The sequence below is a fragment of the Bradyrhizobium sp. Kon58 genome (assembly GCF_055807455.1).
Map to the genome: position 1 here is coordinate 1 of NZ_JBVVOT010000030.1, position 17,567 is coordinate 17,567.

Genomic DNA, 17,567 nt, shown 5'->3' on the forward strand with positions numbered 1-17,567 from the left:
GGTCGGGCCGCCCACATCACCACAAGACTTGACGCACAGACCCCGGGCGTCAGGACGACACGGTTTTGCCGTACGCTGATCACACCGGTCGTGTGCGCGACGCTTTCGCTCACGGTTGCCCGCCCTGCGAAGCCATTCGCGCCGGTGTGGCCCAGCGTCCGCCGCTGTCCGGCCCGCGTTCGTGACGATCGCGATACGCCCCTCTGACCGGGATGAGGTGGCGACAAGATGCGATAAATCAGAATTTCTGTAAAGGCGAATATTTTCGCGCCAGCGGATCGACCTGTCGTTTAGGTGTTTTGCCCGTCGGGCGACGCAAGGTCTTGTAGACCGGATGGAGCCCAGCGTAATCCGGGGCCCGTACCCGCGGAACGAATCCCGGATTGCGCTTCGCTCCATCCGGGCCACGGGACTCGCGGCGGCGTGATGAGGGCTTGGTGATCCTGCGCGGGATATCGTAGAAGCGATCCGAACAGGAGAGTCCTAAACAGGAGACTTGGGCGTGATGGTGGGCGACACGAACGTTCGGGCTGGCCAGTGCCATTGCGGCACAGTGCGTTTCGAGGCGATGCTCAGCGACGGCTTCAATTCGATCCGCCGCTGCACCTGCTCCTACTGCCGCATGCGCGGCGCCGTCGTCGTCATGGCGGCAATGGGCGGCATCAAGTTCCTCCAGGGCGAGGATGCGCTCACAAGCTACCGCTTCCATACCGGATCAGCGCAGCACTTCTTCTGTTCCCGTTGCGGAATCTACACGCACCATCAGCGACGATCCGACCAATCTCTCTATGCCGTCAACGTCGCCTGCCTGGATGGGGTAAGCCCGTTCGATTTCACTGAGGTGCCGGTCATGGACGGCATCAACCACACCAACGACACCGGCCAGCCGACGCGGCGGGCCGGCACGCTCCGCTTCATTCCGGCTGACTGAGGGCGGGTTGCCTGGCTCAGCCGCGCGGCGACCGCGGCGGCCTGCGCTTCGCCACATGTCGGCGCGGCGAGCGTGTCACGCGGGGGCGCAGGCGGGTTACCGCGGCTTCACGGCGCGGCTTGGTCTGGACTGGGCCGCGGGCGAGATCCATCAGCATGCGCAACGCCTCGACCACAGAGCGCTGACGCACGGCGGTGCGGCCGATGGCGCCAAAGCGATGCTCGCGGTGAACGATACGTCCGTCGCGCGCGGCGGCAGCGAAGTGGACGAGGCCCACCGGCTTGCCCGGCGTGGCGCCGCCGGGGCCGGCAATGCCGGTGATGGCGACCGCAAGATCAACGCCGGCACGCTCCAGCGCGCCGACCGCCATGGCTGTTGCGGTCTCCCTGCTGACGGCGCCGAAATTGGTGAGCGTGCTTGCCTCGACCCCGAGCATCGCGCGCTTGGCGTCGTTGGAATAGGTGACGAAGCCCCGATCGATCACGTCGGAGGAGCCGGGAATGTCGGTCAGCGCACCCGCAACGAGGCCGCCGGTGCAGGACTCCGCGGTCGCGATCGTCAGCTTGCGCATCCGGCACAGATCGAGCAGCGAGCGGGAGAGGGCGCGTGCGTCGCTGCCGGCCATGGCCTAGACACTCCAAATCTTCTCGTTAAACGGCAGACGGATGGTGGCGCTTGCGGTGGCCGCGATGCCTTCCTCGCGGCCGGTGAAGCCGAGCCGCTCGCTGGTGGTCGCCTTGACCGCGACGCGGGAGATGTCGACACCGGAGATCTCGGCGATGCGCGCGCGCATGGTGTCGCGCAAGGGACCGATCTTCGGCCGTTCGCAGATCATCGTGACCTCGAGATTGGCGATGCGGCCGCCGCGCTGGGTGACGCGCTCGATGGCGTATTGCAAAAACTGGTCGGAGGAGGCGCCCTTCCACTTCGCGTCGCTGGGCGGGAAGTGCGAGCCGATATCGCCGTCGGCGAGCGCGCCGAGGATGGCGTCGACCAGCGCGTGCAGGCCGACATCGCCGTCGGAATGGGCCAGGAAGCCTTTGGTGTGCGGCACGCGCACGCCGCAGATCATGAGATGGTCGCCCTCGCCGAAGGCGTGCACGTCATAGCCCGTGCCGGTCCTGATGTCGCCGAGCAGGCTGGCCAGCCGCGCTTCCTCGCGCACGAAATCCTCGGGGGTGGTGAGCTTCATATTGGCAACATCGCCTTCAAAGGTTGCAACCGTCAATCCCGCCCATTCGGCAATCGCGGCATCGTCGGTGAAATCGCTGCGCCCGTCCTTGGCCGCGCGACGATGCGCTTCGAGGATGACGTCGAAACGAAAGGATTGCGGCGTCTGTGCGATCCGCAACCGCGCCCGATCCGGCGTGTCCTCGACATTACCGTTCTCGCCGGTGACCTTGATGGTGTCGGTGACGGGAACAACGGGGATCGCGGCGCCGGTGCGGCTGGCCGCATCGATCGCGCGGGTGATCACGCCTTCCGAAACGAAGGGGCGCGCGGCGTCGTGGATCAGCACGATGTCCGGCTTGTGCCTGGCGAGCGCTTCGAGACCGGCGAGCACCGAGGCCTGCCGGGTTGCGCCGCCATTGACCGGCGCCTCGTGGCTGAGCCCTGCGACGGCTGCCGTGAACATGGCGCCGTCGTCGGGGTTCACGACCGGCTGAACCGCGAACACGTCCGCATGACGGCTGAAGGCCTCCATGGCGCGATAGATCACGGGCACGCCGCCGATCTCGCGATATTGCTTGGGGCCACCGGCGCCTGCGCGCAGGCCGCGTCCGGCCGCGACGAGAACGACTGCGGTGCGCTGTGATTTCGCCATAGGACTCAAATACTCATTTGATGATGAAGAGAGCCGGGGGTGGGGTAATTGCCGCATGCCTCTAGCACGGCAGGCCCGCAAAAAAAGGGGGTTTCCCCGGATTGTGGGAAACAGCATTTTGCTGCACTGCACTTGAAAGATTTGCAGAACTGTCTAAACTGTAGGCATGACGCTTGACTGCACAAGAATTGTGCGCAAGATAGGTCATGGCAGGCGCGATGAGGCGCTGCCAACGCAACGAGAACCCTGTGACCGGCTCGGCAGTATCAGGCTCTAAGCCATTGAAGATAGGCGATATTGACGTCGCCACCCCGGTCTTCCTGGCGCCGATGTCGGGGGTGACTGACTCGCCCGTCCGCCGGCTGGCCGCGGAGTTGGGGGCCGGTCTGGTGGTGTCCGAAATGACGGCCAGCGACGAACTCGCCAATGGCCATCATATGTCCCGGTTGCGCTGCGAAGCCACGGGGATCGGTCCGCACGTGGTCCAGCTCGCCGGTTGCGAGACGTATTGGATGGCGGAGGGTGCCCGGATCGCCGAAGCCGAAGGCGCCGACATTATCGACATCAACATGGGCTGTCCGGCCCGTCACGTCACCGGCGGCCAGTCCGGTTCCGCCTTGATGCGCGACCTCGATCACGCCGTCAGCCTGATCGAAGCGACGATCGCGGCGGTGAAGGTGCCGGTAACGCTGAAGATGCGGCTCGGCTGGGACGACCGCACCCGTAACGCGCCGGAACTGGCGCGGCGGGCGCAGGCGTCGGGCATCAAGCTCGTCACCGTGCACGGCCGCACCCGCTGCCAGTTCTACAAGGGCGAGGCCGATTGGGACGCGATCCGCGCCGTGCGCGAGGCCATCTCCGTTCCGCTCGTCGTCAATGGCGACATCACGACTTACGAGAAGGCGCTCGCGGCGTTAGAGGCCTCCGGCGCCGACGCCGTGATGATCGGCCGCGGCGCGCAGGGCCAGCCCTGGCTGCCCGGCCAGATCGGCCGGCGCCTCAAGGGCGGGGCGGCGGAAGCCACGCCATCTCTCGAGACGCAGCTGCATTATGTCCGCACGCTTTACGAGGGCGTCTGCGCGCTCTACGGCCTGCGCATCGGTCTGCGGCACGCGCGAAAACATCTGGGCTGGGCCCTCGATGTCGCGGCCGATGTGAGCCGTGCGCCGGCCGAGAAGCTGAAATCCTGGCGCCAGAAAATCCTCACCTCGGAGGATCCGCGCCTCGTCCACCGATCACTGCAAGATGCCTTCGACGACTTCGCATGGAGCGCCGCTGCATGAGCTCAGCCGCTGAACATCGTCGGCCCGTTGCGTCCGACAGCGATGCCATCCTGGACGCACTGCCGAATCCCATGCTCATGATCGGGCCGGACGGCAAGATCGTCGCCGCCAACATCGCAACCGAAGCCTTCTTCGATATCTCGACGCAGTTCTTGAAGCGGCAATCGCTGAAAGAGCTGGTGCCGTTCGGCAGCCCCTTGCTGGCGCTGATCGACCAGGTGCGTTCGTCGAACGCGCCGGTCAACGAATACAAGGTCGATCTGGGTACGCCGCGCATGGGCGGGGACCGCCAGGTCGATCTGCACGTCGCCCCGGTCACGGAACGGCCCGGCCATATCGTGGTGATGCTGCAGGAGCGCTCCATCGCCGACAAGATGGACCGCCAGCTCACCCATCGCAGCGCCGCGCGCTCGGTGATCGCGCTCGCCGCGATGCTGGCCCACGAGATCAAGAATCCGCTCTCCGGCATCCGCGGCGCGGCGCAGCTCCTGGAGCAGCAGGCCTCCTCGGAAGACCGCATGCTGACGCGGCTGATCTGCGACGAGGCCGACCGCATCGTGACGCTGGTCGACCGCATGGAGGTGTTCGGCGACGAGCGCCCCGTGGTGCGCGGCCCCGTCAACATTCATTCGGTGCTTGATCACGTCAAACGGCTGGCGCAGTCCGGCTTTGCCCGCAACATCCGCTTCGTCGAGGATTACGATCCCTCGCTGCCGCCGGTGCTGGCGAACCAGGACCAGCTCATCCAGGTGTTCCTCAACCTGGTGAAGAACGCCGCCGAAGCGCTGATCGATGTTCCCGATGGCGAAATCCAGCTCACCACCGCATTTCGTCCCGGCGTGCGCCTGTCAGTCCCCGGTCAAAAATCCCGTGTATCCCTGCCGCTCGAATTCTGCGTGAAGGACAACGGACCAGGCGTGCCGGACGATCTCCTGCCAAATCTGTTCGATCCCTTCGTCACCACCAAGCAGACCGGCTCGGGTCTGGGCCTCGCGCTGGTCGCAAAGATCATCGGGGATCACGGGGGCATCATCGAATGCGAATCTCAGCCGCGGAAGACCACCTTCCGCGTGCTGATGCCGATGTATTCCACATCGGTGAAACATGCCGATCAAAGCAGTCGCGACGGCTCTGCCGGGAAGTCGTCGTCTGCGTCACAGGGGGCAAAATGAGGATTAACGATGCCCGCAGGTAGCATTCTCGTTGCTGATGACGACACCGCCATCCGCACCGTTCTCAATCAGGCACTATCGCGCGCCGGCTACGAAGTGCGGCTGACCGGCAATGCCGCGACGCTGTGGCGATGGGTCAGCCAGGGGGAGGGCGATCTCGTTATCACCGACGTGGTGATGCCCGACGAGAACGCGTTCGACCTGTTGCCGCGGATCAAGAAGATGCGGCCGAATTTGCCGGTCATCGTCATGAGCGCGCAAAATACCTTCATGACGGCGATCCGCGCCTCCGAGCGCGGCGCGTACGAATATCTGCCGAAGCCCTTCGACCTGAAGGAGCTGATTGCCATCGTCGGTCGCGCGCTGGCCGAGCCGAAGGAGCGGGTCTCGACGCCGAACGAGGACGCCGAGATGGAGGCGATCCCGCTGGTCGGCCGCTCGCCGGCGATGCAGGAAATCTATCGCGTGCTGGCGCGCCTGATGCAGACCGACCTCACCGTGATGATCACGGGCGAGTCCGGTACCGGCAAGGAGCTGGTGGCGCGCGCGTTGCACGATTACGGCAAGCGCCGCAACGGCCCGTTCGTCGCGGTCAACATGGCGGCGATCCCGCGCGACCTGATCGAGTCCGAGCTGTTCGGCCATGAGCGCGGCGCCTTCACCGGCGCCAACACCCGCGCCTCCGGCCGCTTCGAGCAGGCCGAGGGCGGCACGCTGTTCCTGGACGAGATCGGGGACATGCCGATGGAGGCGCAGACCCGCCTGCTGCGTGTGCTTCAGCAGGGCGAATATACCACGGTCGGCGGCCGCACCCCGATCAAGACCGACGTGCGCATCGTCGCGGCCTCCAACAAGGATCTGCGCGTCCTGATCCAGCAGGGCCTGTTCCGCGAAGATCTGTTCTTCCGCCTCAACGTCGTGCCGCTGCGGCTGCCGCCCCTGCGCGAGCGCATCGAGGATCTGCCGGATCTCATCCGTCATTTCTTCGCGCTGGCCGAGAAGGACGGACTGCCGCCGAAGAAGCTCGACACGCTGGCGCTGGAGCGGATGAAGCAGCATCGCTGGCCGGGCAACGTGCGCGAGCTCGAGAACCTCGCCCGTCGCCTCGCGGCGCTCTATCCGCAGGACGTGATCACGGGCTCGGTCATCGACGGCGAGTTGGCGCCACCCACCGTCAGCCCGGGTGCCGCAGTCCAGCATGGCGTCGACAATCTCGGCGGCGCCGTGGAAGCGTATCTCTCCTCGCACTTCCAGGGCTTCCCGAACGGCGTGCCGCCGCCGGGCCTCTATCACCGCATCCTGAAGGAGATCGAGGTGCCGCTGCTTACGGCCGCGCTCGCCGCCACCCGCGGCAACCAGATCCGCGCGGCCGATCTGCTCGGCCTCAACCGCAACACGCTGCGGAAGAAGATCCGGGATCTCGATATCCAGGTCTATCGGAGCGGCGGCTAGCCTTTCCGTAACGGCCGGTGGCTCAGCTCCCCCTACCAAGCGGAGCTGAGCCTGTCCGGATCGCGCTGGCCGTTGTGGCTGACGCGGTGAGCAGAAGTCCCAATGGGACCGAAACGTTCCTCCGGAACATTCATATGGTGATTTCAGCCGCGGGACGCGGCCTCACACTTATCTGACAAACCGGCCTGAGACCTGTATTGCGCTGGCGACGTTCGCATTGGGCTCCTGCACCCCGAGACCATTGACCAGCAGATCCGCCGCCACGATCAGCAGCAGCACGGCCGACACCATCATTGCGAGAAAGAATTTGTGCATGCTGGTCAAGCTGCCGGGGCCGGAATCCGTTCCCGCCCTCCGGCATGTCGCTGTGGATGCGCGGGTCGGTCGCGGCCGGGGCGCCGCGGAATTGTCGCAATTCGGCAACAATGTGGTACGAATACATCAGTATCCGCCCGCCGCGGACCCCGTTTTCAGCACCCATTGCCGGAATGACCAGCGCAGACACCTCGGCCGCATCCTTTGACACGGCCCCAGCTGAAGAGCCCCGGCGTTGGTCGGCGCGCCGCTGGCTGGCGCCGTTCGCCGTGGCGCTGGCCCTGCTGTCGGCCTGCCTGACATTCCTTGTCCTGACCGGCCTCACGTCGATCGAGCCGACCCCGGCGGTTGTCCGCTCGTTCTATCTGATCAATGCTGGCACGATCCTGCTGCTGGTCGGCATCATCATCCGCGAGCTCTGGCAGCTGATCCTGGCGCGACGGCGGGGCAGGGCGGCGGCGCGCCTCCATGTCCAGATCGTCAGCCTGTTCTCGATCGTGGCGGTGCTGCCGGCGGTGCTGGTCGCCGTCGTCGCCAACGTCACCATCGAGCGCGGGCTCGATCGCCTGTTCTCCGGCCCGACCAAGGAGGTGATCCAGAATTCGCTGACGATCGCGCGGGCCTACATGCAGGACCACGCGCAGCTGATCCGGGGCGACATTCTCGGGATGGCCAACGACATCGCCCACGCGCGGCCGCTCTACGACCAGGATCGCCGTTCTTTTCGCGAATTGCTGACGTCCAGCGCCGCCTCGCGCAATTTGCCGGGCGCGATGATCATCGACAAGAACACCAACATTCTCGAATCCGCCGACACCGGCATGCGGCTGGCCTATTCGCCTCCGGCGCCGGACTTCCTCAGCAACGTCAACGAATCCGAGCCCGAGATCGCGGTGCTGCCCGATGCGAGCTTCGTCGCCGCGGTGGTCCGCTTGCGCGCCTTCAGCGACACCTTCCTGTATGTCGCACGGCCGCTCGATCCCAACGTGGTCCAGCAGCTCAAGCAGACCGAGGTCAGCGTCGCCGAATACGCCCAGATCGAGTCGCGCCGGCTCGGCATCCAGGTCGCGTTCGCGCTGATGTTCGCGGTGATCGCGCTGACCATCCTGATGGCCTCGGTGCTGATCGGCCTCAACTTCGCCAACTCACTGGTCTCGCCGATCCGGCGGCTGATGAACGCGGCCCAGACGGTCTCGACCGGCGACCTCCATGTGAAAGTGCCGGTGCACCAGTCGGAAGGCGACCTCGCCCAGCTCGGTGAGACCTTCAACAAGATGACGGAGGAGTTGCGCAGCCAGCGCGACGAGCTGGTCAACGCCAGCGACCTCATCGACAGCCGCCGCCGCTTCATCGAGGCGGTGCTGTCGTCGGCGAGCGCCGGCATCATCGGCGTGGATAATTCAGGCAGCGTCGGCATTCTCAACCGTTCCGCCGAAAAGCTGATCGGGCACTCCGAAGCCGAGACGCTCGGCCATCCGCTCTCCGACGTGCTGCCCGAGCTCGAAGAGATGATGAAGACGGCGCGGGAAGGGACCCAGCGCCTGGTGCAGGGGCAGATCACGATCACGCGGGACGGGCAGGAACGCAATCTGTCGGTTCGCGTCAGCGCCGAGAAGACCAGCCAACCCCACGACAGCTACATCATCACGCTCGACGACATCACCGAGCTGGTCTCGGCGCAGCGCACCTCGGCCTGGGGCGACGTCGCGCGCCGCATCGCGCATGAGATCAAGAACCCGCTGACCCCGATCCAGCTCTCCGCCGAGCGCATTCGCCGCAAATTCGGCAAGGACATCACCGAGGGCAAGGACAAGCAGATCTTCGAACAATGCACCGACACCATCGTGCGTCAGGTCGACGATATCCGCCGCATGGTCGACGAGTTCTCGCGCTTTGCACGGATGCCGAAGCCGGTGATGGAGGGTGAGGACGTCGCCGACGCAGTGCGGCAGGCGGTGTTCCTGATGAAGGTCGCCCACCCCGAGATCGATATCGAGGCCGAGTTCAGGGAAGACCCGCTGCGCGCGCAGTTCGACCGGCGGCTGATCTCGCAGGCGGTCACCAACATCGTCAAGAACGCCACCGAGGCGATCGAGCAGGTCCCCCTGGAGGAGCTCGGCAAAGGCAGAATCGACGTCGTGGTCTCGCGCGAGGGCGAGGACGTGCTGATCGACGTCGTCGACAACGGCATCGGCCTGCCCAAGGTAGCGCGCTCGCGCCTGCTCGAGCCCTATGTGACGACACGCGCCAAGGGCACCGGCCTTGGGCTCGCGATCGTCGGTCGCGTGCTGGAAGACCATGGCGGGCGCATCGAACTGAAGGATGCCTCGGACTTCCGCGAGGGCCAACGCGGCGCCTGGATGCGGATGCGTTTTGCGATCTCCGGCGCTCCCGCGAAGAGCGAGGGGGCCGAACCGGCGGGCGGGGCAACGACCAAGCCAGAAAGCGGTGAAACGGCCACGCAATCCGTCAAGGATCCGGAAACAAAGCAGGCGGACGTCGAAACCAAAGAGCCGGCTGAAAAGACCAATGATTCAACGAAGATCGAAGCCTCAACAGGCAGCTGAGAAAACAGGCGACCCATGGCAAGTGAAATTCTGATTGTCGATGATGAGGCCGATATTCGGGATCTCGTTGCGGGCATCCTCGAAGACGAGGGCTTCGTGACCCGGACCGCGCGCGACAGCGATACGGCGCTCGCCGAGATCGCCAACCGCAGGCCGCATCTGGTGTTCCTCGACATCTGGTTGCAGGGCTCCAAGCTCGACGGCTTGCAGCTCCTGGAGCAGGTCAAGAAGGACAACCCCGATCTGCCGGTGGTGATGATCTCCGGCCACGGCAACATCGAGACCGCGGTCGCCGCGATCAAGCGTGGCGCCTACGATTTCATCGAGAAGCCGTTCAAGACCGACCGGCTGATCCTGGTCGCGAACCGTGCACTGGAGAACTCGCGGCTCAAGCGCGAGGTCAAGGAGCTGAAGCAGCTCGCGCCGAGCGCAAGCTCGCTGGTCGGCCGCTCGCCCAGCATGAATCAGCTGCGCCAGACCATCGAGCGTGCGGCCAAGGCCAACAGCCGCATCCTGATCGTCGGTCCCGCGGGCGCCGGCAAGGAACTGACCGCCCGCACGTTGCACACGGCCTCGGGCCGCGCCGACGGCCCCTTCGTCGTCATCAACGCCGCTGCGATCACGCCCGAGCGGATGGAGCACGAGCTGTTCGGCATCGAGCAGTCCAACGGCGAGCACGCGCGCAAGCCCGGCGCGCTCGAAGAGGCCCACGGCGGCACGCTGTTCATCGACGAAATCGCGGACATGCCGCGCGAGACCCAGAACAAGATCTTGCGCGTGCTGGTCGAGCAGTCGTTCCAGCGCGTCGGCGGCAACGGCAAGGTGCAGGTCGACGTCCGCATCATCTCGTCCACCGCGCGCAACCTCGAAGAGGAGATCGCGGCCGGCCATTTCCGCGAGGACCTCTATCATCGGCTGTCGGTGGTGCCGATCCGCGTGCCCGCGCTATCGGAGCGGCGTGAGGACATCCCGGAATTGATCGACTACTTCATGGAGCAGATCTCCGCGGGCAGCGGCCTGCCCAAGCGGCAGATCGGCCAGGACGCGATGGCGGTGCTGCAGTCGCATGTTTGGCCGGGCAATGTGCGCCAGCTCCGCAACAACGTTGAGAGAGTCATGATTCTGGCAGCGGGCGGGCCGGAGGTCATCATCACGGCCGACATGCTGCCGCAGGATGTCGGCTCCATGGTGCCGGCGATGCCGACCAGCAACAATGGCGAGCACATCATGGGCCTGCCGCTGCGCGAAGCGCGCGAAGTGTTCGAGCGCGACTATTTGATTGCACAGATCAGCCGTTTTTCAGGAAATATTTCTCGCACGGCCGAGTTTGTTGGCATGGAACGCTCGGCACTGCACCGGAAGTTGAAGGCGCTCGGCGTCGGCTGACGCTGCAACGTCGTTGGAATAGGCGAGGAAAATCATCGATTTCCGTAGTTTTTCGGGGCAATACGGCATGGGCTGCCGCGTGAAGCGGCTTGCCTAATAAGCCTACCTGTCCTCTAATTGAACCGCTGTCCCTCCGAGGGGGATCTCATGAGGGACGGCAACCGGACGAGGACCCCGAATTTTCAAAAGAGGGCCGCAACCGGCGCAATAAAAAGAAACTCAAAGCGAGAAAAAAACAATGGCGGCAGACCGCGCACAAAACCTGCAGGACACCTTCCTTAATCACGTTCGCAAAACCAAAACGCCACTGACGATCTTTCTGGTCAACGGAGTGAAGCTCCAGGGCATTGTGACCTGGTTCGACAATTTCTGTTTGCTGCTTCGGCGCGACGGTCACTCGCAGCTCGTCTACAAGCATGCGATCTCGACCATCATGCCGGGCGCTCCGATCCAGTTGTTCGAAGGCGGCGAGGACCAGCCGGCTTGAGAGTGATCTGATTGGAACCCCGGAATTTCGACGGGGATGCCGACCGTCCGCGGTCGGCAGGGGATAAGCAGACGGGGCGGGTGCTTGTCATCGGTCCCTATTTGCGAGTGCGCGCAGGCAATGCCGACGCGCAATCGGAAGCTCATGTCCTGCGTGACGCGGAAGCCCGGCTAGACGAAGCTGCTGGCCTCGCGCGCGCGATCGATCTCGTCGTTGCCGATGCCATCATCGCGCCGATCAACCAGATCCGCCCTGCGACCTATATCGGCAAGGGCAAGGTCGAGGAGATCGCTGCGCTCGCCAAAAGCCTCGACGTCGAGCTCGTGGTGATGGATTGCGCGCTTGCGCCGATCCAGCAGCGCAATCTCGAGAAGGAGCTGCAGGCAAAGGTGCTCGATCGCACCGGGCTCATTTTGGAAATCTTCGGCCGCCGCGCCAAGACCAAGGAAGGCTCGCTCCAGGTCGAGCTCGCGCATCTCAACTATCAGCGCTCGCGCCTGGTGCGCTCATGGACCCATCTCGAACGCCAGCGCGGCGGCTTTGGATTCATGGGCGGTCCCGGCGAGACACAGATCGAGGCCGATCGCCGCCTGATCCAGGAGCGCATCTCCAAGCTCGAGGGCGAGCTGAAGAAGGTGCAGGCCACACGCCGCCTGCATCGCGCAGGCCGCCAGCGCGTGCCATACCGCGTCGTGGCGCTGGTCGGCTACACCAATGCCGGCAAATCGACGCTGTTCAACCGCCTGACCCGTGCCGACGTGCAGGCCGCCGACATGCTGTTCGCCACGCTGGATCCGACCCTGCGCGCGCTCACCCTGCCGCATGGCGGCAAGGCGATGCTGTCGGACACCGTCGGTTTCATCTCCAATTTGCCGACGCAGCTCGTCGCCGCCTTCCGCGCCACGCTGGAGGAGGTGCTGGAAGCCGACGTCATCCTGCATGTGCGCGACATCTCGCACGACGACGCCGAGGCACAGCAGAGCGACGTCGACGCCGTGCTGCGCCAGCTCGGCATCAATCCCGATGATTCAGGCCGCATCATCGAGGTCTGGAACAAGATCGACCGTTATGGTCCCGAACAGCGCGAAGAGCTTTTGAACATCGCCGCGCGCAGGCCGGAGGATCATCCGGCGATGCTGGTGTCCGCTGTGTCGGGCGAGGGGGTCGACGCGCTGCTCGCCGCGATCGAGGAGCGCTTGGCCGCCAAACGCATCACGCTCGACCTCTCGATCGACGCTGCCGACGGCGCCGGCATCAGCTGGCTGCATCGGAATTCCGAGGTGCTGGCCAAGGAGCTGCACGACGGCCGCTTCGACATGACGGTGCGGGTGGACGAGACCAAGCGGGACATCGTGGTCAACCGCTTCGACGCGGTGCCGCATCCGATCTAGCCCGTCTGGCGGGTCAGTCGTAGTCCTCCACCCACAAGCACCCTCCGTTGGCAAGACCAATTACGAGGACACCGAGATCAATGGTGGCGTCAGTCGCGGGACTAAATTGGCAAAAGTCTGATGATCGGCAGTTTGTCAGAAATTGTACGGGTTCATCGAACAACGCCGCGAATTGTTGCCAGAGTTCGGCTGCACGCGAGGGTTTCATCTCTTCTCCGCCAAAGGTAAGCGATGTAGTCAACACGTAGGTTACGAGAGCCGCAGCTTCATCGCTCGTGACAGTAGTATAGATTTCAACATCGTCTGAAAGTCCGAAAGCCCGTGCGACTTCCAGTGGCGTGACCGGCCCTGGAATCACGCCGCATCTTGTCTTGCCAAAGGGCCGCTCGGTCGCGATCTGGCGACAAACTTCAGGCTCAGGCACAACCATAAGAAGTTTTCCTCAACCCGGAGCGACCGGCTTCTCGTCCGCCTTCGCCGCATCCCACAGCGCGTCCATCTCCTGTAGCGACGCCTGCTCCAGCGTCCGCCCCTGCGCCTCCAGCGCCCGTTCGATATAGGCAAAGCGCCGCTCGAACTTCGCATTCGTCGCGCGAAGCGCGGCTTCCGGATCGGCATCGACATGGCGGGCGAGGTTGACCAGCGCGAACATCAGATCGCCGGTCTCTTCCGCCAGGCCCTCACTGTCGTTGCGGTCGAGTGCTGCCTCGATCTCGTCGGCTTCCTCGCGGATTTTTGCCAACACCGCGCGCGGATCCTTCCAGTCGAAGCCGACAGTGGAGGCCTTGCGCTGCAGCTCCATGGCGCGCGTCAGCGCGGGCTGGCCGGCCTTCACGCCTGACAGCAGCGACTTGTGGGACGGCACTTCCTGCGGCGGCCGGCGCGCGGCGCGCTCGGCTTTCTCCTCGGCCTTGATGCGGTCCCAGACTTCCTTGACGTGGGACGAGGCGAGATTGCCCTCCTTGTCGGCGAAGACGTGGGGATGGCGCCGGATCATTTTTCGGGTGATGGCCTCGACGACATCGCCAAAAGCGAACGCGTTCTGCTCCGACGCCATCTGGGCGTGGAAGACGACCTGGAGCAGGAGGTCGCCGAGCTCCTCGCAGAGATCGTCGAGGTCGCCGCGGCTGATGGCCTCGACCACCTCATAGGCTTCCTCGATCGTATAGGGCGCGATGGTCGCAAAATTCTGCTCGAGGTCCCAGGGGCAGCCGGTCACCGGCGTGCGCAGCGCCGCCATGATCTCAATCAGGCGGGAAATGTCGCGGGAAGGGGTCATTGCGGGGCAGTCTCCTGGCTCCCAAGCCTTATGCCAAAAGCGAGCTCCCGTTCCCAGCGTAGCGCGGCGGAACAGGATGATTTCCACCGTTGGCGGGCCGGATTGGCGAGCCGCGTGCGCGATGCTAAAGCGCGGGCCATGAGCGACGCATTTTCCTCCGAAACCGCGCTGGTGCTGTTCTCCGGCGGCCAGGATTCCACCACCTGCCTCGCCTGGGCGCTGAGCCGCTTCGCGCGCGTGGAGACGCTGGGGTTCGATTACGGCCAGCGCCACGCCATCGAGCTTGCCTGCCGTGACCAACTGTTCGACGGCCTCAAGGGCCTGCGCACGGATTGGGCTTCCAGGCTCGGCGAGAGCCACACGCTGTCGATCCCGACGCTGGCAGCTGTGTCCGAGACGGCGCTGACGCGCGACGTCGCGATCGCGATGGGCGCCGACGGCCTGCCGAACACGTTCGTGCCCGGCCGCAATCTGGTGTTCTTGACATTCGCCGCGGCGCTGGCCTACCGGCGCGGCGTCAGTCACATCGTCGGCGGCATGTGCGAGACCGACTATTCCGGCTACCCCGATTGCCGCGACGACACCATCCGCGCCATGCAGGCGGCGCTGTCGCTCGGCATGGCCCGCAAGTTCGAGCTGCATACGCCGCTGATGTGGATCGACAAGGCCGCGACGTGGAAGCTCGCCCATGACCTTGGCGGCGACGGGCTGGTCGACCTCATCCGCGAGCACTCGCACACCTGCTATCTCGGCGAACGCGGCGCGCAGCATGAGTGGGGATACGGTTGCGGCGAGTGCCCGGCTTGCAGCCTGCGGGCGAAGGGATGGCGGGAGTATGTGGCGGGGCGGTGAGGTGCCTCACTCCGCCGTCATTGCGAGGAGCTCTTGCGACGAAGCAATCCAGACTGCCTCTGCGGAGGGATTCTGGATTGCTTCGCTTCGCTCGCAATGACGGAATATGTGGAAGCAGCTTACCGAAAATCCTCCGCCTTCAGTTCGATCGGCTTGCCGTGCGGGGTGCGATCTGCCGCGTGGTCCCAGGCATCACGATATCGATGCAGCGTCTCTGCAGACGCAACGCCCTTGCGTGCGACGAGGCCCTCCAGCGTGGCGAGCCAATGGAGATAGTAGGTCTCGCCAGTATCGGGATCGCCGGCCGCCTGCGCACGTTTGATCTCGGAGGCCAGGGCTGCCGCCCATTCGGGCCAGGTGAACACGCCGCGCTCGTGCAGCGTCAGCGCCATCGCAAACGCGTGCGCCTCCCAGGGCGCGCGAAACACCGGGCCGTCATCGTCGCGTGGAATGCTTGGGATCGCTGCCGTCGCGGCGGCAGCAGCCGTGCTGCTCATCACGCGGGGTCCAGATAGGGCTCGAATGCGTCGATCGAGACTTTCGAGGTCGGATCGCCGTCCGCGCCCCAGAGATCGCGGCCCTCGAACACGACCGTGTAGAGCCATTGCGGATTCTCGCCGAGCTCCATCGCCGCCGAGTCCGGAAACACGTGGCAGCCATGGTTCAGCTCGACGATTCCGACATGGCCGCGCACGTAGCGCGGCAGGCGGGTGTGGGTCGCCGGATGAATGTTCTTCGCGCGGACCTTGTCACCGATCTTGAATTTCGCCGGCGCCGGGGCAGGCCGGGCGAACTTGCCGCGCACCATGATGCGCTCGACCTGGCCGAGATCGAACTTGCCGTGCTTGAGCGCCTTGGACGGCTGCATCGCGTGGCCGGCGGCGACTTCCTCCCGGGTGAGATAGCCTTTCTCGATCAGCATCTCCTCGAGCCCGAGAAACCATTTCTTGTAATAGGAGCTCGACAGGTACACGTGCGGCGGGATCGTCTCGCGATAGAAGCGCGAGGTGTCGATGTTGAAGGCGCCGGCCGCGCCCATCGCACGCACCATGGCGAGAACACGCGACTCCCATTCCTCGTGGAACACCGGCTCGTTGGGCTCGGGTTCGACCTTGCCGAAGCCGTCCATGCCGCCCATGTCGTGCACGCCGTTCATGACGGCGCTCCAGGCACCTTGGGAAAGCCGGTGCCGATCATGGAATCGCGCGTGACCAGCTCGGCAAGCTGCTCCTCGCTCCAGCCATCGGTCCCCGCGGGGCGCATCGGCAGCACAAGAAAGCGCGTTTCGGCGGTCGAATCCCATACCCGGATTTCAACGTCCTTGGCGACTTGCACGCCGAAATCGGCGAGCACGCCGCGCGGGTCCTTCACCGCGCGGGAGCGATAGGGCGCGGCCTTGTACCAGACCGGCGGCAGCCCCAGCATTTCCCAGGGGTAGCAGGAGCACAGCGTGCACACGACCATGTTGTGACGCTGCGGCGTGTTCTCGACCACGACGAGGTGGTCGCCGACGCGGCTGACATGGCCGAGCGTGCCGATCGCCTTCGAGCCGTCCTCCAGCAGTGCCGTCTTGAACGCCGGATCGGTCCAGGCCTTGGCGACGACGCGCGCGCCGTTATGGGGACCGATCCGGGTCTCATAGGCCTGGATGATGGCGTCGAGCGCAGCCGGCTCGACATAGCCTTTTTCGGTCAGGATCGTCTCGAGCGCGCGCACGCGCAGCTCGGTCTCCGACAGCTCGGAATGGTCGTGATCGTGGTGATGATGATGCTCGCTCATGGGGCGAAGATAGTCCCAGAATCCGGGCGTTGTCGAGGCGAAGACTCTGCTAACATCGCACCATGGGCTGGGCTGCAAGAACCGGAATAACCGCCGCAATCGCGGCTCTTGGCGCATTCGCGGCGCAGGATGCGCGCGCCGCGAATGGCGCCTATGCGGTCGATGCCGCCGACATTTCCGAGGTCGGCTCCTGCAAGGTGGAGAGCTGGCTGTCGACGGCTTCCAACACGGATTTTTCGGCGGTCGCCAATCCCTCCTGTGTCGTCGATCCCTTCAGGCCGATCGAGCTGAGCCTGCAGACCATCCGGGCCCGCAGCGATGGCGACTGGAGCACGACGGTCGCGCCAAAAGCCAAGACGAATTTCATCCCGACCGGGATCGGCCGGTGGGGATTGTCGGCCTATGGCGGCGGATCGTTCGACGCGGCGACTGGCGAGGCGCTATCCGCCTTTGCCGTCATCCCCGCGACCTTCCGCCTGTCGGAGACCATGCGCATCAACGTCAATGGCGGCTGGCTCTGGGATCGCACGGTGGATCGCCATTATCTGACCTACGGCATCGGCTACGATTGGAAATTCACCGACACCCTGCAATGGACGATCGAGGCGTACGGGCAGGCCGGCGCCTCCGAGGTCGCAAGCGTCGTGCAGCCGCGTTTCCAGACCGGTGTCCGTTACCGTCCGAACGAAATCTTCTCCGTCGATGTGATCTACGGCCGCAACATCACCGGCGAAAATGCCAACTGGATCACCATCGGGACCACGGCCCGGTTTCCGGTCCATGGAAGCGAACCCGAACATCGGCGCACCGGGCATCTGTGAGCACCAGAAAGACCCAGACCAGGGGAG

At 64.9% G+C, this 17,567-nt stretch carries 19 protein-coding genes; 11 read left to right on the top strand and 8 right to left on the bottom strand.

The genetic code is table 11. The features are described 5' to 3' along the window. Positions 1 to 505: 505 nt before the first annotated feature. Positions 506 to 931 carry a GFA family protein gene (locus tag AC0L20_RS32205; protein WP_473294647.1) on the top strand — a complete coding sequence of 142 codons (426 nt, stop codon included), beginning with the start codon at positions 506 to 508 and terminating at the stop codon, positions 929 to 931. Positions 932 to 947: 16 nt separating this feature from the next. Here the strand turns inward: AC0L20_RS32205 and AC0L20_RS32210 are convergent, their stop codons facing one another. Together AC0L20_RS32210 and AC0L20_RS32215 are read right to left on the bottom strand one after the other, a co-directional pair. Beyond that, a complete protein-coding gene (locus tag AC0L20_RS32210) occupies positions 948 to 1,556 on the bottom strand; it encodes a CinA family protein (protein ID WP_473294577.1) in 609 nt (202 codons plus the stop codon). A gap of 3 nt (positions 1,557 to 1,559) precedes the next feature. Then, positions 1,560 to 2,756 carry a bifunctional 2-C-methyl-D-erythritol 4-phosphate cytidylyltransferase/2-C-methyl-D-erythritol 2,4-cyclodiphosphate synthase gene (locus tag AC0L20_RS32215; protein WP_473294578.1) on the bottom strand — a complete coding sequence of 399 codons (1,197 nt, stop codon included), beginning with the start codon at positions 2,754 to 2,756 and terminating at the stop codon, positions 1,560 to 1,562. A 281-nt stretch (positions 2,757 to 3,037) separates the two neighbouring features. On the opposite strand from AC0L20_RS32215, the gene dusB reads away from it, so the two are divergent. Genes dusB through ntrC form a run of 3 tightly spaced genes read left to right on the top strand, consistent with a single transcriptional unit; the run spans position 3,038 to position 6,663 of the window. Beyond that, complete coding sequence (dusB, locus tag AC0L20_RS32220; protein WP_473294579.1) at positions 3,038 to 4,039, top strand: tRNA dihydrouridine synthase DusB; 1,002 nt, start codon at positions 3,038 to 3,040, stop codon at positions 4,037 to 4,039. Continuing rightward, complete coding sequence (locus tag AC0L20_RS32225) at positions 4,036 to 5,211, top strand: two-component system sensor histidine kinase NtrB (RefSeq protein ID WP_473249091.1); 1,176 nt, start codon at positions 4,036 to 4,038, stop codon at positions 5,209 to 5,211. The genes dusB and AC0L20_RS32225 overlap by 4 nt, the downstream gene beginning before the upstream one ends. A gap of 9 nt (positions 5,212 to 5,220) precedes the next feature. After that, positions 5,221 to 6,663: a nitrogen regulation protein NR(I) gene (ntrC, locus tag AC0L20_RS32230; protein ID WP_007610301.1), complete on the top strand. Its 1,443-nt coding sequence runs from the start codon at positions 5,221 to 5,223 to the stop codon at positions 6,661 to 6,663. A 168-nt stretch (positions 6,664 to 6,831) separates the two neighbouring features. Here ntrC and AC0L20_RS32235 read toward each other — a convergent pair whose 3' ends face one another. Further along, a complete protein-coding gene (locus tag AC0L20_RS32235; protein ID WP_368508035.1) occupies positions 6,832 to 6,978 on the bottom strand; it encodes a hypothetical protein in 147 nt (48 codons plus the stop codon). Here AC0L20_RS32235 and AC0L20_RS32240 point away from each other — a divergent pair. The 5 genes from AC0L20_RS32240 to hflX all read left to right on the top strand — a co-directional run bounded on the left by AC0L20_RS32240 (position 6,977) and on the right by hflX (position 12,809). Then, a complete protein-coding gene (locus AC0L20_RS32240; protein ID WP_473294580.1) occupies positions 6,977 to 7,186 on the top strand; it encodes a hypothetical protein in 210 nt (69 codons plus the stop codon). The two genes, AC0L20_RS32235 and AC0L20_RS32240, sit on opposite strands and share 2 nt — an antisense overlap. Beyond that, positions 7,152 to 9,545 carry a sensor histidine kinase gene (locus AC0L20_RS32245; protein WP_473294581.1) on the top strand — a complete coding sequence of 798 codons (2,394 nt, stop codon included), beginning with the start codon at positions 7,152 to 7,154 and terminating at the stop codon, positions 9,543 to 9,545. The genes AC0L20_RS32240 and AC0L20_RS32245 overlap by 35 nt, the downstream gene beginning before the upstream one ends. Before the next feature lie 15 nt (positions 9,546 to 9,560). After that, positions 9,561 to 10,931, top strand: coding sequence for a nitrogen assimilation response regulator NtrX (gene ntrX, locus AC0L20_RS32250; protein WP_007591127.1), 1,371 nt, complete (start codon positions 9,561 to 9,563; stop codon positions 10,929 to 10,931). Positions 10,932 to 11,169: 238 nt separating this feature from the next. Then, complete coding sequence (gene hfq, locus AC0L20_RS32255; protein ID WP_007591126.1) at positions 11,170 to 11,418, top strand: RNA chaperone Hfq; 249 nt, start codon at positions 11,170 to 11,172, stop codon at positions 11,416 to 11,418. A gap of 11 nt (positions 11,419 to 11,429) precedes the next feature. Further along, positions 11,430 to 12,809 (top strand): GTPase HflX, encoded by a 1,380-nt coding sequence (gene hflX, locus AC0L20_RS32260; RefSeq protein ID WP_473294582.1) that lies wholly within the window; start codon positions 11,430 to 11,432, stop codon positions 12,807 to 12,809. A 13-nt stretch (positions 12,810 to 12,822) separates the two neighbouring features. Here the strand turns inward: hflX and AC0L20_RS32265 are convergent, their stop codons facing one another. Next, on the bottom strand, positions 12,823 to 13,239 hold the full coding sequence (locus AC0L20_RS32265; protein WP_354059541.1) for a hypothetical protein: 417 nt from the start codon (positions 13,237 to 13,239) through the stop codon (positions 12,823 to 12,825). 12 nt (positions 13,240 to 13,251) lie between these two features. Further along, positions 13,252 to 14,088 carry a nucleoside triphosphate pyrophosphohydrolase gene (gene mazG / locus AC0L20_RS32270; protein ID WP_473294583.1) on the bottom strand — a complete coding sequence of 279 codons (837 nt, stop codon included), beginning with the start codon at positions 14,086 to 14,088 and terminating at the stop codon, positions 13,252 to 13,254. A gap of 138 nt (positions 14,089 to 14,226) precedes the next feature. Here mazG and queC point away from each other — a divergent pair, with 138 nt between their 5' ends. Further along, positions 14,227 to 14,940, top strand: coding sequence for a 7-cyano-7-deazaguanine synthase QueC (queC, locus tag AC0L20_RS32275; protein WP_473294584.1), 714 nt, complete (start codon positions 14,227 to 14,229; stop codon positions 14,938 to 14,940). Positions 14,941 to 15,059: 119 nt separating this feature from the next. Here queC and AC0L20_RS32280 read toward each other — a convergent pair whose 3' ends face one another. Genes AC0L20_RS32280 through nthA form a run of 3 tightly spaced genes read right to left on the bottom strand, consistent with a single transcriptional unit; the run spans position 15,060 to position 16,719 of the window. Continuing rightward, entirely contained in the window at positions 15,060 to 15,437 is a 378-nt protein-coding gene (locus AC0L20_RS32280) for a nitrile hydratase accessory protein (protein WP_027566926.1), read from the bottom strand. Further along, positions 15,437 to 16,096 (bottom strand): nitrile hydratase subunit beta, encoded by a 660-nt coding sequence (gene nthB, locus AC0L20_RS32285; RefSeq protein ID WP_473294585.1) that lies wholly within the window; start codon positions 16,094 to 16,096, stop codon positions 15,437 to 15,439. The genes AC0L20_RS32280 and nthB overlap by 1 nt, the downstream gene beginning before the upstream one ends. Then, positions 16,093 to 16,719 carry a nitrile hydratase subunit alpha gene (gene nthA / locus AC0L20_RS32290; RefSeq protein WP_473294586.1) on the bottom strand — a complete coding sequence of 209 codons (627 nt, stop codon included), beginning with the start codon at positions 16,717 to 16,719 and terminating at the stop codon, positions 16,093 to 16,095. The genes nthB and nthA overlap by 4 nt, the downstream gene beginning before the upstream one ends. Positions 16,720 to 16,781: 62 nt before the next feature. Between nthA and AC0L20_RS32295 the strand changes: the two genes are divergently transcribed. Beyond that, positions 16,782 to 17,540 carry a hypothetical protein gene (locus tag AC0L20_RS32295; RefSeq protein WP_473294587.1) on the top strand — a complete coding sequence of 253 codons (759 nt, stop codon included), beginning with the start codon at positions 16,782 to 16,784 and terminating at the stop codon, positions 17,538 to 17,540. The last annotated feature ends 27 nt before the right edge of the window (positions 17,541 to 17,567 follow it).